Source organism: Cryobacterium sp. TMT2-15-1, assembly GCF_004402345.1.
Classification (GTDB): domain Bacteria; phylum Actinomycetota; class Actinomycetes; order Actinomycetales; family Microbacteriaceae; genus Cryobacterium; species Cryobacterium sandaracinum.
This window is the reverse complement of the sequence record NZ_SOGD01000036.1, coordinates 12789-26148: the sequence shown is the minus strand read 5'-3', so window position 1 is coordinate 26148 and position 13360 is coordinate 12789. Positions and strand designations below refer to the sequence as shown.

Annotated in this window: 11 protein-coding genes; 10 read left to right on the top strand and 1 reads right to left on the bottom strand. The window is 66.4% G+C overall.

Annotation, left to right across the window (positions count from 1 at the left end; genetic code table 11):
- Window positions 1-61: 61 nt before the first annotated feature.
- The 4 genes from E3O62_RS09910 (at window position 62) to rplL (ending at window position 3435) form a co-directional block, all read left to right on the top strand.
- Window positions 62-733 (top strand): response regulator transcription factor, encoded by a 672-nt coding sequence (locus E3O62_RS09910; RefSeq protein WP_370448909.1) that lies wholly within the window; start codon window positions 62-64, stop codon window positions 731-733.
- On the top strand, window positions 730-2232 hold the full coding sequence (locus E3O62_RS09905) for a cell wall metabolism sensor histidine kinase WalK (protein WP_134398383.1): 1503 nt from the start codon (window positions 730-732) through the stop codon (window positions 2230-2232). Before E3O62_RS09910 ends, E3O62_RS09905 begins: the two co-directional genes overlap by 4 nt.
- A gap of 251 nt (window positions 2233-2483) precedes the next feature.
- Window positions 2484-2999, top strand: coding sequence for a 50S ribosomal protein L10 (rplJ, locus tag E3O62_RS09900; protein WP_104100771.1), 516 nt, complete (start codon window positions 2484-2486; stop codon window positions 2997-2999).
- Window positions 3000-3051: 52 nt separating this feature from the next.
- On the top strand, window positions 3052-3435 hold the full coding sequence (rplL, locus tag E3O62_RS09895) for a 50S ribosomal protein L7/L12 (protein ID WP_134394871.1): 384 nt from the start codon (window positions 3052-3054) through the stop codon (window positions 3433-3435).
- Between the two features lie 134 nt (window positions 3436-3569).
- Here the strand turns inward: rplL and E3O62_RS09890 are convergent, their stop codons facing one another.
- Window positions 3570-4604, bottom strand: coding sequence for a LacI family DNA-binding transcriptional regulator (locus tag E3O62_RS09890; RefSeq protein WP_134394872.1), 1035 nt, complete (start codon window positions 4602-4604; stop codon window positions 3570-3572).
- Window positions 4605-4917: 313 nt separating this feature from the next.
- Between E3O62_RS09890 and E3O62_RS09885 the strand changes: the two genes are divergently transcribed.
- From E3O62_RS09885 to E3O62_RS09860, 6 genes are all read left to right on the top strand, one after another.
- Window positions 4918-6234, top strand: coding sequence for an ABC transporter substrate-binding protein (locus tag E3O62_RS09885; protein ID WP_134394873.1), 1317 nt, complete (start codon window positions 4918-4920; stop codon window positions 6232-6234).
- A 155-nt stretch (window positions 6235-6389) separates the two neighbouring features.
- Window positions 6390-7523, top strand: coding sequence for a carbohydrate ABC transporter permease (locus tag E3O62_RS09880; protein ID WP_134398382.1), 1134 nt, complete (start codon window positions 6390-6392; stop codon window positions 7521-7523).
- Complete coding sequence (locus E3O62_RS09875) at window positions 7520-8494, top strand: carbohydrate ABC transporter permease (protein WP_134394875.1); 975 nt, start codon at window positions 7520-7522, stop codon at window positions 8492-8494. Before E3O62_RS09880 ends, E3O62_RS09875 begins: the two co-directional genes overlap by 4 nt.
- A 102-nt stretch (window positions 8495-8596) precedes the next feature.
- On the top strand, window positions 8597-10534 hold the full coding sequence (locus E3O62_RS09870; RefSeq protein ID WP_134398381.1) for an ABC transporter ATP-binding protein: 1938 nt from the start codon (window positions 8597-8599) through the stop codon (window positions 10532-10534).
- 10 nt (window positions 10535-10544) lie between these two features.
- Complete coding sequence (locus E3O62_RS09865) at window positions 10545-11909, top strand: cystathionine beta-synthase (RefSeq protein WP_134398380.1); 1365 nt, start codon at window positions 10545-10547, stop codon at window positions 11907-11909.
- 23 nt (window positions 11910-11932) lie between these two features.
- On the top strand, window positions 11933-13087 hold the full coding sequence (locus E3O62_RS09860; RefSeq protein ID WP_134394878.1) for a cystathionine gamma-synthase: 1155 nt from the start codon (window positions 11933-11935) through the stop codon (window positions 13085-13087).
- Window positions 13088-13360 lie beyond the last annotated feature (273 nt).

Below are 13360 nucleotides of genomic sequence, written 5' to 3'. Positions count from 1 at the left end.
CGAGCGAGCGGTCCGCGCACCGCGACTGACCAGGGCGGACGGCAGCGCCATCCGGGTGCTCGTGGTCGACGACGAACCCACGCTGACCGATCTGCTCCAGATGGCGCTGCGCTATGAGGGCTGGGAGGTGCGCACGGCCGGCGAGGGGCGTCAGGCGCTCACGATCGCCCGCGAATTCCGGCCGGATGCGATCGTGCTCGACGTCATGCTGCCCGACATCGACGGCCTGCAGGTGTTGCAGTGCATGCGGGCGACCGGCCACGAGACGCCCGTGCTCTTCCTCACGGCCAAGGACTCCCTCGACGACCGGCTCAAGGGCCTGACGGCCGGCGGCGATGACTACGTCACCAAACCGTTCAGCCTCGAAGAGGTCGTCGCCCGGCTCCGCGGGCTCATCCGCCGGTCCACCCTCACCGTGGCCGACTCTATGGATCCCCGCATTTCGGTCGGCGACCTCACCCTCGACGAGGACAGCTACGAGGTGTTTCGTGGGGGAGACGTGATTGAGCTGACCGCCACCGAATTCGAACTGCTGCGCTTCCTGATGCGCAACCCCCGGCGGGTGCTCAGTAAGGCCCAGATCCTCGACCGGGTGTGGAGCTATGACTTCGGCGGCAAATCCTCCGTCGTCGAGATCTACATCTCCTATTTGCGCAAGAAGGTCGATGCCGGCCGCATGCCGATGATCCACACGGTGCGTGGCGCCGGCTATATGCTGAAGACCGCCTCGTGACCCCGAATTCTCCCCGCGAGCCGGGCGCTCGCCGGCCACGCGCGCCGTGGACCCTGCGCCGGCGGCTGGTGCTCGCCGTCGTCGGCCTCCTCGCCCTCGTCAGCATCGGTATCGGGATGGTCAGCGTCGCCATTCTCCGTGCCTCCCTGATCGACGGCCTCGACCAGCAGCTGCAAAGCGCGTCGGACCGTTCAGGCGCCGTGATCGACGTGCGTCGGGATGCGGACGACGAGGGCGGCAACGGGGCATTCATCACACCGACGGCGCAAATGATTCTGTCCGGTCCGGCCCAGCAGCCCGGAACACTGGCCCTGGTCTACGACGGCTCGACCGTCACGGCCGGCTACACGGAGGAGGAGAGCGGGGATATCGCCAAGCTGACCGGTGAGCAGGTGCAGTTGCTGGCCGAACAGATACGGGAATCGACCGCGGTGACGGTGCACCTCGGCGAAGACGCCGGCAGCTACCGGGTCAGGGCCGACACGAACGGTAACGGCACCCTCTACCTGGTGGGCCTGCCGCTCTCCGGGGTGCAGAACACGGTCACCCAGCTGGGCATCATCATCGCGGTGGTCTCCCTGGTCGGAATCCTCATCGTCGCGATTCTGGCCACCTGGATCGTGCGGCTCGCCCTGCGCCCTCTGGTGCGCGTGACCGAGACGGCGGCGCGGGTGTCTGAGCTCCCCCTGGACCGGGGGGAGGTCTCGCTCGTCGACCGGGTACCGGTCGCCGACACCGACCCCCGCACCGAGGTCGGCCGGGTGGGATCGGCGCTGAACCGCATGCTCGACCACGTCGACGTGGCGCTCGAGACCCGTCAGGCCAGCGAACGCAAGGTGCGCCAGTTCGTCGCCGACGCCAGCCACGAGCTGCGCACGCCACTGGCGTCGATCCGCGGCTACGCCGAACTCACCCGCCGCTCCGACCAGGAATTGCCGCCGGACGCTCTCCATTCCCTGGGGCGGATCGAGTCGGAGTCGGTGCGGATGACCGGCCTGGTCGAAGACCTGCTGCTCCTCGCCCGTCTCGACGAGGGCCGGGAGCTGGTCAGCGGTCCGGTCGACCTGACCAGGCTGCTCGTGGACGTCGTCAGTGACGCCCACGCCGCCGGCCCGGGACGGGTGCTGGGCCTGGAGTTGCCCGACGAGCCGGTGGAAAACGTCGGTGATGCCGCGCGGCTGCACCAGGTGTTCGCCAACCTGCTCGCCAACGCGCGCATCCACACGCCCCCCGAGACCACGGTCGACGTGGCCCTCGTTCGCCAGAACGACCGCGTCATCGTGACGGTGACGGATGACGGCCCCGGCATCCCCGAGAACCTCCGGTCCACACTGTTCGAGCGTTTCGCCCGCGGCGACAGCACGCGCTACCGGGGAACAGGCAGCACGGGCCTCGGCCTGGCCATCGTCCACGCGGTCGTGGCCGCGCACCAGGGCGAGATCGAGGTCGAGAGCCGCCCGCGCTTCACCTGCTTCCGCGTCACCCTTCCCCTCTCCTGAGCTGAGGGGCAACGGATGCCGATTTGCACCGGCCTCCTCCATCCCGTATCGTGGGCGGCAGCCAAAGACCGCCGGTTATTGCCGTGTAGAAATGCACAGGCAATCGAAGGTTCATTCACGTGAACGGCCCGCGCAGGATTCGAAGTCAGACTGTATTCCTCCGGAATGCGCTCTCAGCTCCGGCGCCTGCGTCGGAGCTTTTTTCATGTCTGCTCCCCGGGCTACCGGCACATGAAACCAAGAGGAGCGCCATGGCGAACAAGGAAGCAACGGTCGCCGAGCTTACGGAGAAATTCCAGAGCTCGACCGCCGTTCTGCTCACCGAGTACCGCGGTCTCACTGTTGCGCAGCTCAAGTCGCTGCGCGTTTCCATCAGTGCGGACGCCACGTACGCCGTGGTGAAGAACACGCTGACCAAGATTGCGGCGAACAACGCCGGCATCACGTCGTTTGACGACGAGCTTGTCGGTCCGTCCGCAATCGCATTCGTTCACGGAGACCCTGTCGCCGTTGCGAAGACCCTGCGTGCCTTCACCAAGGCAAACCCTCTCCTGGTAGTGAAGGGTGGTTACTTCGACGGTAACCCGCTCACCGCCGCAGAGGTAGGCAAGCTCGCCGACCTCGAGTCCCGCGAAGTGCTGCTGGCCAAGCTGGCCGGCGCATTCAAGGCCTCGCTGTTCGGAGCCGCATATCTGTTCAACGCACCGCTGTCGAAGGCTGTTCGCACCATCGACGCGCTGCGTGAGAAGCAGGAGTCCGCGAACTAGGCATCTGCCTGGCATCGCGGTGAGTAACTAAGAAACTATAGGGAGAAAAATCATGGCAAAGCTTTCCACCGAGGAATTGCTCGAACAGTTCAAGGGCCTCACCCTCATCGAACTCTCCGAGTTCGTCAAGGCGTTCGAGGAGACCTTCGAGGTCACCGCCGCTGCACCGGTCGCCGCTGCCGGCGCTGCCGGTCCCGCCGCCCCCGCTGAAGAGGTCGAAGAGCAGTCCGCTTTCGACGTCATCCTCGAGGCTGTCGGCGACAAGAAGATCCAGGTCATCAAGGTTGTGCGCGAGCTCACCAGCCTGGGCCTCGGCGAGGCCAAGGCCGTCGTCGATGGCGCGCCGAAGGCCGTCCTCGAAGGCGTTTCCAAGGAAGCCGCTGAAAAGGGCAAGGCTGCTCTCGAAGCTGCCGGCGCCACCGCCGTCCTCAAGTAGTCGGGGCCCCGCGAGGGGTTCTCTACTTCTCGTAGAGGCGTGACGGCGCAAGCCGTGCTCACACAGAAGGCGTCGCATCCATCGGATGCGGCGCCTTCTGTCGTTCTGCCCGATCCGTCAGGCCCGACGCGCGGTCAGGCCCCGTGGGTGAGCCGTGGGCCGCTGGTGCTCGAGCGGATGACCAGGTTCGTGGGCAGCCGGGTCAGGTGATCCTCGTCGCCGTGCTGAGTGGGGTTCTCCAATTCCGCCAGGAGGGCCTGCACCGCGAGCCGGCCCTGTGTGCGCGGGTGCTGCTCGAGGGTGGTCAGACGGAACATATCGGCATACGGATGTCCGTCGATCCCGATCACGGACAGGTCGGCCGGCACCTGGATGCCCAATTCCCTGGCGGCGATGATCAAACCGATCGCGATCTCGTCGCTCGCGGCGAAGACCGCGGTGGGGCGGGTGCGCGGGTCGCCGAACACGGCGAGGCCCACGTCGTAGCCGCCCGGCATCGTGAACTCGCAGGCGTAGAACAGGCCCGAGCGTTCGGTGGGTAGGCCGGCGGCGCTCATGGCGGCGTAGAAACCGGTGAGCCGGTTGCTGTGCACCTGGAAGTCCATCTCGTCTTCTTTGCTGCCGCCGATGTGCACGATGTCCGTGTGCCCCAGGCTGAGCAGGTGCTCGGTGGCGAGCCGGGCCGCGGCAACGTCGTCGATGGCGATCGTGTCCACGCCGCGGATCGGTCCGCCGATTCCAACCAGCGGGCGGCCCAGGCGGTGCAGCAGGGTGACCTCCTCATCGCTGAGCGCCACACCGACCGAGATGACTCCGTCGAAGCGTTTGCGCGCGAGGAAGTACTCGAAGACCCGCTCCCGTTCGGGTGAGGGTGCCGGCAGGTTGTAGAGGGTCATGTCGTATCCCTCGTCCAGCAGCGCCTGTTCCATGCTTTCCAGAACCTCGGAGAAAAACCAGCGGCTGATGAACGGGATGATCACGCCGATGCTCTTGGTTCGGCCGGTGACGAGGCTGGCCGCGTTGGGTGACGCGACGTAACCGATCTCCCTGGCTGCGGCGATGACCTTGATCCGGGTCTGCTCCGATACATAGCCACGACCGCTCAGGGCACGGGAGGCTGTGGCCTTCGCGACGCCGGCGAGGCGTGCGACATCCGCAATTGCGCTCATTCCAGCCTCCGCCCTTGGACCCGTTTCCAACACTGTACAGCTCTGGCAGGCCCGCTGGAACCGGTTCCACTATATGCGCCGGAATGCGACACGTCCCGGCGAACGAACTTTCGAAGATTACGTGGAGGGAGTGCGATCTTTGCCATTCCGTGACAAATTTGATCTTGCGATTCGGCCCGGCGTACCGTAACTTGTGGTGTGGAACCGGTTCCTTATCTGATCGTTTTCGGCACACAAGCTGTTCCTGCAGCACCTGGGTGTTTGTCCGGGGATATCCCCGGCGCATCTTCATCAAACTCAACGAGGAGGAAAAATGCGGTCATTCCACCGCCGAATCACAGCACCCATCGCCATTGCGGCGATCGCCGGTCTGACCCTGGCCGGCTGTTCCGGTGGCCCCGGCAGCACGAACACCGACTCCGGAGCTGAAGGCGACGGCGTCGTCTCCGTCTACGGCACCATCGGTGACACCGAGGCCAAGCTCCTCGAGGAGTCCTGGGCTGCCTGGGAAGAAGAGAACAACATCGACATCCAGTACGAGGCGTCGAAGGAGTTCGAGGCCCAGATCGCCATCCGCGCCCAGGGTGGCAGTGCTCCCGACATCGCGATCTTCCCGCAGCCCGGCCTGATGGCCGACCTTGCCAGCCGCGACTTCCTCAAGCCCGCCCCGAAGGCCGTCGAAGACAACGTCGACGAGTTCTGGTCCAAGGACTGGAAGGCCTACGGCACCGTCGGGGACACGTTCTACGGCGCGCCACTGATGGCCAGCGTCAAGGGCTTCATCTGGTACTCCCCGGCTAAGTTCACCGAGTGGGGTGTCGAAGTTCCCGAGACCTGGGACGAACTCCTCGCCGTGACGAAGACCATCCAGGAGAAGACCGGCAGCGCGCCGTGGTGCGCCGGATTCGGCTCGGGCGACGCCACCGGCTGGCCGGGCACGGACTGGGTCGAAGACCTCGTCCTGCGTCAGGCCGGAGCGGAGACCTACGACAAGTGGGTTGCCAACGAGATCCCGTTCACGGACCCCGCAATCAAGGCCGCCTTCGACTCCGTCGGAGAAATCCTGCTGAACCCGGCCAACGTCAACGCCACGTTCGGTGACGTCCGCTCGATCAACAGCACCCCGTTCGGTGACGTGGCCACGCCGCTCGCCGCCGGAACCTGCGCGCTGCACCACCAGGCATCCTTCTTCGACGGCTTCATCACGGATGCCGGCGGAGAGGTCGGTCCCGACGGTGACGTCTGGGCCTTCATCACCCCGGCCGAAGAGGCCGGCAGCCAGGCCGTGACCGGTGGTGGCGAGATCGTCGCCGCATTCGCGGATGATGCCGACACCCAGGCCGTTCAGACGTACCTCTCCAGCGACGACTGGGCGAACAGCCGGGTGAGCCTTGGTGGAGTCATCAGCGCCAACTCGGGTCTGGACCCGGCCAACGCGAAGAGCCCCATCCTGCAGGAAGCCATCAAGATCCTTCAGGACCCGGAGACCACCTTCCGCTTTGACGCCTCCGACCTGATGCCCGGCTCCGTGGGCGCCGGCACCTTCTGGAAGGGAATGGTCAACTGGATCAACGGAGCCCCGACCGACGAGGTGCTCACCAGCATCGAAGCCGGCTGGCCCTCCAGCTAGTTCGATTCGGAACCAGCCCAACTAACAGCACCACAACCGTGCGGGTCGTCCTTCTGAAAAGGGGCGACCCGCACCCCCCTGCTGGTGTACCGTGGCGGTAGTTTTCCGCCCCACCAGCAAACTGTGAGCCCGCAGTCGTACTCGAGAGGTTTCATATGTCGGCGTTCCTTGCCTGGCTGGCTGACTTGCCGCCCCTGGTCCAAGTCCCCATCATCATCCTCGCGTTCGTCGCCCTGGTGGCCGCGATCCTGTTCTTCGTCGAGATAGCCCCGCGCAAGGGCACCGGCTACACCGTCATCCGTCTCGCCGTCTGCGTCGCCGCACCGCTGCTCATCCTGCTCGCCGCGGGATCGTACTGGTGGGCCATCGCCGCGGCCGCCGTTCTCGGCGGAGTCTTCTTCATCGTCGACTACCGTTCACGCTCCGGCGCCGGCTACCTCTTCCAGCTCTTCGGCTTCCTCGCACCGGCCATCCTGCTCCTCATCGTCGGACTCATCATCCCGACCATCCAGACCACGGTGCAGGCGTTCATGAACTCCCGCGGAACCGAGTTCATCGGCCTCGACAACTTCGTCTGGGTGTTCACCCAGCCGGAGGCCATCCGCACGGTGCTCAACACGATCGTCTGGGTGCTCATCACTCCGCTCGTGTCCACGGTCGCCGGCCTGGCCTACGCGGTCTTCATCGACAAGAGCCGCGGCGAAAAGTACTTCAAGATCATGGTCTTCATGCCCATGGCCATCTCTTTCGTCGGGGCGTCCATCATCTGGCGCTTCGTGTACACGGCCCGGCCGGCCGACCAGAACCAGATCGGCCTGCTCAACCAGGTTGTGGTGTGGTTCGGTGGCCAGCCCGTCGACTTCCTCGCCAACGCACCCTGGAACACGGTCTTCCTGATCGTCGTGCTGATCTGGGTGCAGACCGGATTCGCCATGGTCGTGCTCTCCGCCGCCATCAAGGGTGTGCCTGCCGAGCAGATGGAGGCCGCCGAACTCGACGGCACCAACGCCTGGCAGAAGTTCACCAACGTCACGGTGCCCGGCATCCGCGGCGCCCTCGTCGTCGTGTTGACGACGATCTCCATTGCCTCCCTCAAGGTCTTCGACATCGTCCGGACCATGACCGCAGGCGCCAACGACACCAGCGTCATCGCGAACGAGATGTACACGCAGTTCAAGAACTTCGAGCAGGGCCGGTCCGCCGCCTTCGCCGTGATCCTGTTCCTGCTCGTGCTCCCGATCGTCGTCTACAACGCCCGCCAGATTCAGAAGCAGAGGGAAATCCGATGAGCGCGATTCTTCCGGTTGAGCTCCCCGTCGACACGAACACCAAGAGCCAAATTCGCCGAGGCGAGCGCCGCCAGGAGTTCGCGGCGGCCAAGCGCACCAAGAAGCGGTTGACCAGCCGGGGCGCCACGATCGCGGCGCTCGTGATCGCCGTGCTCTGGACCGTTCCGACCTTCGGGCTCTTCGTCTCCTCCTTCCGCCCGGCGCAGGAGGTGCGCACCACCGGCTGGTGGACGCTCTTCTCGAACTGGGGTCTGACCCTCGACAACTACAGCGATGTGCTCCAGGCCGGCAACAGTCAGCTGAATCTGGCCGGTGCGTTCATCAACTCGATCGCGATCACCCTGCCGGCCACACTGCTGCCGCTGATCATCGCCAGCCTCGCCGCCTACGCATTCGCCTGGATCGACTTCCGCGGCAAGAACGTGCTGTTCATCGCGGTGTTCGCGCTGCAGATCGTTCCGCTGCAGATGGCCCTCGTGCCGCTCCTGCAGTTCTTCTCGCGGGGTGAGGTCTTCGGCTTCCCGGTGGTCTCCTCGATCAGCGACGCCGGCGGCTACTCGCAGGTGTGGATCGCGCACACGATGTTCGCCCTGCCGCTGGCCATCTACCTGCTGCACAACTTCGTATCGGAGATTCCTGCCGACGTCATCGAGGCGGCGCGGGTGGACGGCGCCGGTCACGGGCAGATTTTCTTCCGCATCGTGCTGCCGCTGACCATGCCGGCGATCGCATCCTTCGCCATTTTCCAGTTCCTCTGGGTCTGGAACGACCTGCTCGTGGCGCTGATCTTCGCGGACGGTGCGGTGGCCCCGATGACCAAGCTGCTGGCCGAGATCACCGGTACCCGAGGCCAGGACTGGCACCTTCTCACGGCCGGCGCGTTCATCTCGATCCTGGTCCCGCTGATCGTGTTCTTCTCCCTGCAGCGCTACTTCGTGCGCGGCCTGTTGGCCGGTTCGACGAAGGGCTAGCCGCATCAGCGACTGTGCCCGTTCCGCCGCTGGCGCCCACCCGGGCCGTTGCCGTCCGGAACGGGCACATTTGTGTGCCGCGCGGGAGTTTAGAGTGAATTCATGAGTGGAATGCACGGTGGCGGCGGTCGACGGGGGCGGGTCAGCGGCGCGGATGTCGTGGCTCAGCGGGCCGAGAACGCCGAGGCCCCGCGCATCCCGAATCTGCTGCGCCGGATCATCGGCCTGTTCGCGCCGCACCGCGCGAAGCTCACGGTCACCGTGGTTCTCGTGTTCATCAGCGCGGCGCTCTCCGTCGTGCCGCCCCTGCTCGTGCAGCGGGCCTTCGACGAGGGGCTCTTCCCGCCCGGCGGCAGCCCGGACGTGCAGCGTCTCGCCGTGCTCGTGGGGGTGATGATCGCCATCTACCTGGGGACGCAGTTGCTCGGTGTCTGGCAGACCTGGCTCACCGCCACGGTCGGCAACTCGGTGATGGGTGCCCTCCGGGTGCGCCTGTTCACCCACTTGCAGGCGATGGAGCTGAGCTTCTTCACGCGAACGAAGACGGGCGTCATCCAATCCAGGCTGCAGAACGATGTCGGCGGCGTCGCGAGCGTGCTCACCAACACCATCTCCAGTCTGCTCGGCAACGCCGTGACCGTGATCGCGGCGCTCGTCGCGATGCTCCTGCTGAGCTGGCAGCTGGCGATCGTCGCCATCATTCTGATGCCCGTGCTCGTCTTTGCCCAGCGCCGGGTCGGCCAGGTGCGGGCCCGCATCGCGTCCAGGACGCAGGAGTCGCTCTCGGATATGACGGCGATCACGCAGGAGACGCTGAGCGTGTCCGGCATTCTCCTCTCGAAAAGCTTCACCCGCCAGAAGACCGAGATCCATCGGTATGCCGACGAAAACGCCAACCAGGTCACGTTGCAGATCAGCCAGCAGATGAGCGGACAATGGTTTTTCGCCATGGTGAGCATCTTCCTCTCCAGCATCCCGGCGATCGTCTACCTCGTGGCCGGTCTGCTGATGGGCAGCGGAACGACCGACATCACGGCGGGCACGATCGTGGCCTTCACGACCGTGCAGTCACGGCTGCTGTTCCCGCTGCTCGGCCTGATGCGCGTCGCCCTCGACCTGCAGACCTCGAGCGCCCTGTTCGCCCGCATCTTCCAGTACCTCGACCTCCGGCCCGCGATCCGCGACGCCCCCGACGCCGCTCCCGTGCCGGCCCGCGGCGAGGCCGTCGGCCGGGTCGCCTTCGACGGGGTCACCTTCGCCTACCCGGATGCCGGCGCGGAATCGCGCCCCACCCTGGACGACGTCTCCTTCACGATCGAGCCCGGCCAGTTCGCGGCTTTCGTCGGCCCGTCCGGGGCAGGCAAGACCACCGTGTCCTATCTGATCCCGCGCTTCTACGAGGCCTCGGCCGGGCGGGTACTCTTCTCCGGCGTCGACGTGCAGGGCATCCAGCAGCAGTCCCTCGTCTCCCACATCGGCATCGTCAGCCAGGAGACCTACCTCTTCCACGCGACCATCGCCGAGAACCTCCGCTACGCGAAACCGGACGCGACGGATGCCGAGCTCGAGGCCGCCGCCCGATCGGCGAGCATCCACGACACGATCACATCCTTCCCCGCCGGCTACGACACCCTGGTGGGGGAGCGCGGCTACCGGCTCTCCGGCGGCGAGAAGCAGCGCATCGCCATCGCGCGGGTGCTGCTCAAAGACCCCGAGGTGCTGATCCTCGACGAGGCCACCAGCGCCCTCGACGCCATCTCCGAGCGCGTCGTTCAGGCCGCCCTGGACACCGCCTCCCGCGGGCGCACGACCATCGCCATCGCGCACCGGCTGTCGACCATCGTGTCCGCCGACGTCATCTTCGTCGTCGACGCCGGCCGGATCGTAGAGAGGGGCACCCACGCCGAACTGCTCGCCGCCGACGGCGTCTACGCGCGGCTGTACTCGAAGCAGGTCACGTCGCCGGTGCCCACGCCGCCCACGCCGCCCACGCCGATAGAGTTGACACGGCTCGAATCCGTGACGAAGAACCCTCGATGAAGGACTCTCGATGAAAATTGCCGACACCGTTCTCGACCTCATCGGTGACACCCCCCTGGTCAGGCTGCACAAGGTGACGGCTGACATCAGCGCCACCGTGCTGGTCAAGCTGGAGTACCTGAACCCGGGCGGCTCAGCGAAGGACCGCATCGCGGTGCGCATCATCGATGCCGCCGAGCGGGACGGCCTCCTGCTCCCCGGCGGCACCATCGTCGAGCCAACCTCGGGCAACACGGGCGTCGGCCTCGCTCTCGTTGCCCAGCAACGCGGCTACAAGTGCGTGTTCGTGCTGCCGGACAAGGTGGGCGAGGACAAGCGCAACGTGCTCACGGCCTACGGCGCGGAGATTGTGGTGACCCCGACATCCGTCGCCCCCGACCACCCGGACTCCTATTACAGCGTGTCCGACCGGCTGGCCCGGGAGATCCCGGGGGCTTTCAAGCCCAACCAGTACTTCAACCCGAACGGCCCGCTCAGCCACTACGAGACGACCGGGCCCGAGATCTGGCGGGACACCGACGGCACGGTCACCCACTTCGTCGCGGGCGTCGGCACCGGCGGCACCATCACGGGTACCGGACGGTACCTGCGCGAGGTCTCGGGAGAGAGCGTGCGCATCATCGGCGCCGATCCGGAGGGCTCGGTGTACTCCGGCGGCACCGGCCGGCCGTATCTGGTCGAGGGCGTGGGCGAGGACTTCTGGCCGGGCGCCTACGACCCGGAGGTCGTGCACGAGGTGATCGCCGTCTCCGACGCCGACTCCTTCGCGATGACACGCCGGCTCGCCCTCGAAGAGGGCATTCTGGTCGGCGGTTCGAGCGGCATGGCCGTCGTCGCCGCCCTGCGCGCGGCGAGAACCCTCGGCGCCGACGACACCATCGTCGTGCTGCTGCCCGACGGCGGGCGTGGCTACCTGGGCAAGATCTTCAATGACGGCTGGATGCGCAGCTACGGTTTCAGCAACGCGCCCGCCGGGCACACGGTCGGTGACCTGCTCTCGTCCAAGACCGGCGCCCTGCCGCCGTTCGTCTACGTGCACCCCAGCGCCACGGTGCACGACGCCATCGGAGTCATGACCGAGGCCAGCGTCTCCCAGGTGCTGGTGCTCACCGAAAAGCCCCCGGTGGTGATGGGTGAGGTCGTCGGTGCGATCGACGAACGCCGGCTGATGGAACTCGTCTTCTCCGGCGAAGCGAAACTGGCGGACCGCGTCGGCGAGTTCGTCGGCGACTCCCTCCCGCTGATCGGGGTGAACGAGCCCGTCGCGGCCGCGCGCGCCGCCTTCGCCGGCCACGATGCGCTGCTCGTCACCGACGGTGGCAAACCTCTCGGCGTCATCACCCGCCACGACCTGCTCACCTACCTGAGCGCCTGAACAGCATGACTAAGGACGAATCAATGGCTCGCACACGAAACTTCGACACCCTCGCCATCCACGCCGGGCAGGAATTCGACCCGACGACCGGCGCCGTGATCCCGCCCATCTACCAGACGTCCACGTATGTGCAGGAGAGCATCGGTCACCTGCGCGGCGGCTACGAGTACAGCCGCGGTGGCAACCCGACCCGCACCGTGCTTGAGACCCTGCTGGCCGCGTTGGAGGGCGGAAAGCACGGCCTCTCCTTCGCCAGCGGGCTCGCCGCGGAGGACACCATCCTGCGCGCGCTGCTCGCACCGGGCGACCACATCGTGCTCGGCAACGACGTCTATGGCGGCACGCACCGGCTGATCAACCGGGTGCACGGTGCCTGGGGCATCCTCAACTCCACCGTGGAGATGAGCGACCTCGCCGCCGTCGAACAGGCCATCATTCCGGGCGAGACGAAGATCCTCTGGGTGGAGACGCCCAGCAACCCGCTGATGAAGGTCTGCGACATCGCCGCTCTGGCCCGGATCGGCCACCGTTTCGGCGTGACCGTGATCGTGGACAACACGTTCGCCTCGCCCGCGCTGCAGCAGCCGTTGGCCTTGGGGGCCGACGTCGTCGTGCACTCCACCACGAAGTACCTCGGTGGCCACTCCGACGTGCTCGGCGGCGCCCTGATCATCAACGACGACGAGCTCGCCGAGAAGGCCCAGTTCCTGCAGTTCGCCGCCGGCCCCGTCTCGGCCCCGATGGATGCCTGGCTCACCGTACGCGGAATCAAGACCCTCTCGGTGCGGATGGACCGCCACTGCAGTAATGCCCAGGCGATCGCCGAGCACCTGCAGGGCCACCCGGCGATCGACCGGGTCTACTACCCCGGCCTGCCGACGCACCCGGGCCACGAGTTGGCGAAAAAGCAGATGAGCGGCTTCGGCGGCATGCTGTCGATCTCCTTCGTGGGCGGCGCGGCCGCGGCGCGTTCCTTCGCCGAGGCCACGCAGCTGTTCCAGCTGGCCGAATCGCTCGGCGGCGTGGAATCGCTGGTCAACTATCCCTCCGAGATGACTCACGCGTCGGTGCGCGGCACCGAACTCGAAGTGGCGGACAACATCATCCGGTTGTCCGTGGGCATCGAAGACGTCGCCGACCTCATCGACGACATCGACCGGGCGCTCGCGGCCGTTTAGGCGGACAGGTCCGTACAGCCGCGGCGGCCCTGGCTGCCGGGGATGATGAGGACCGGTGACCGTCGGCGCGCAAGGCATCGTATTCCGCTGGATGAATCAATCCCGGCCCACCATGCCCCCACTGGCATTCGTCGTCGATCCGGTGCGTTTGCCCGGTCACCCCGTCGCAGGGGGCGCGGTAGGGGGCCGCAGTGAGGTGCCTCGCGCAGCCTCTTCGGAGTGCATACTTGATCTGCGTTCACAATTGTGACCGTGCACATGCCGACGAGGTCT

Coding starts and splice junctions, on each gene's coding strand:
- rplJ (WP_104100771.1), top strand. CDS start 2,484: ATGGCGAACAAGGAAGCAACGGTCGCCGAGCTTACGGAGAAATTCCAG.
- E3O62_RS09865 (WP_134398380.1), top strand. CDS start 10,545: ATGAAAATTGCCGACACCGTTCTCGACCTCATCGGTGACACCCCCCTG.
- rplL (WP_134394871.1), top strand. CDS start 3,052: ATGGCAAAGCTTTCCACCGAGGAATTGCTCGAACAGTTCAAGGGCCTC.
- E3O62_RS09875 (WP_134394875.1), top strand. CDS start 7,520: ATGAGCGCGATTCTTCCGGTTGAGCTCCCCGTCGACACGAACACCAAG.
- E3O62_RS09860 (WP_134394878.1), top strand. CDS start 11,933: ATGGCTCGCACACGAAACTTCGACACCCTCGCCATCCACGCCGGGCAG.
- E3O62_RS09885 (WP_134394873.1), top strand. CDS start 4,918: ATGCGGTCATTCCACCGCCGAATCACAGCACCCATCGCCATTGCGGCG.
- E3O62_RS09870 (WP_134398381.1), top strand. CDS start 8,597: ATGAGTGGAATGCACGGTGGCGGCGGTCGACGGGGGCGGGTCAGCGGC.
- E3O62_RS09880 (WP_134398382.1), top strand. CDS start 6,390: ATGTCGGCGTTCCTTGCCTGGCTGGCTGACTTGCCGCCCCTGGTCCAA.
- E3O62_RS09890 (WP_134394872.1), bottom strand. CDS start 4,604: ATGAGCGCAATTGCGGATGTCGCACGCCTCGCCGGCGTCGCGAAGGCC.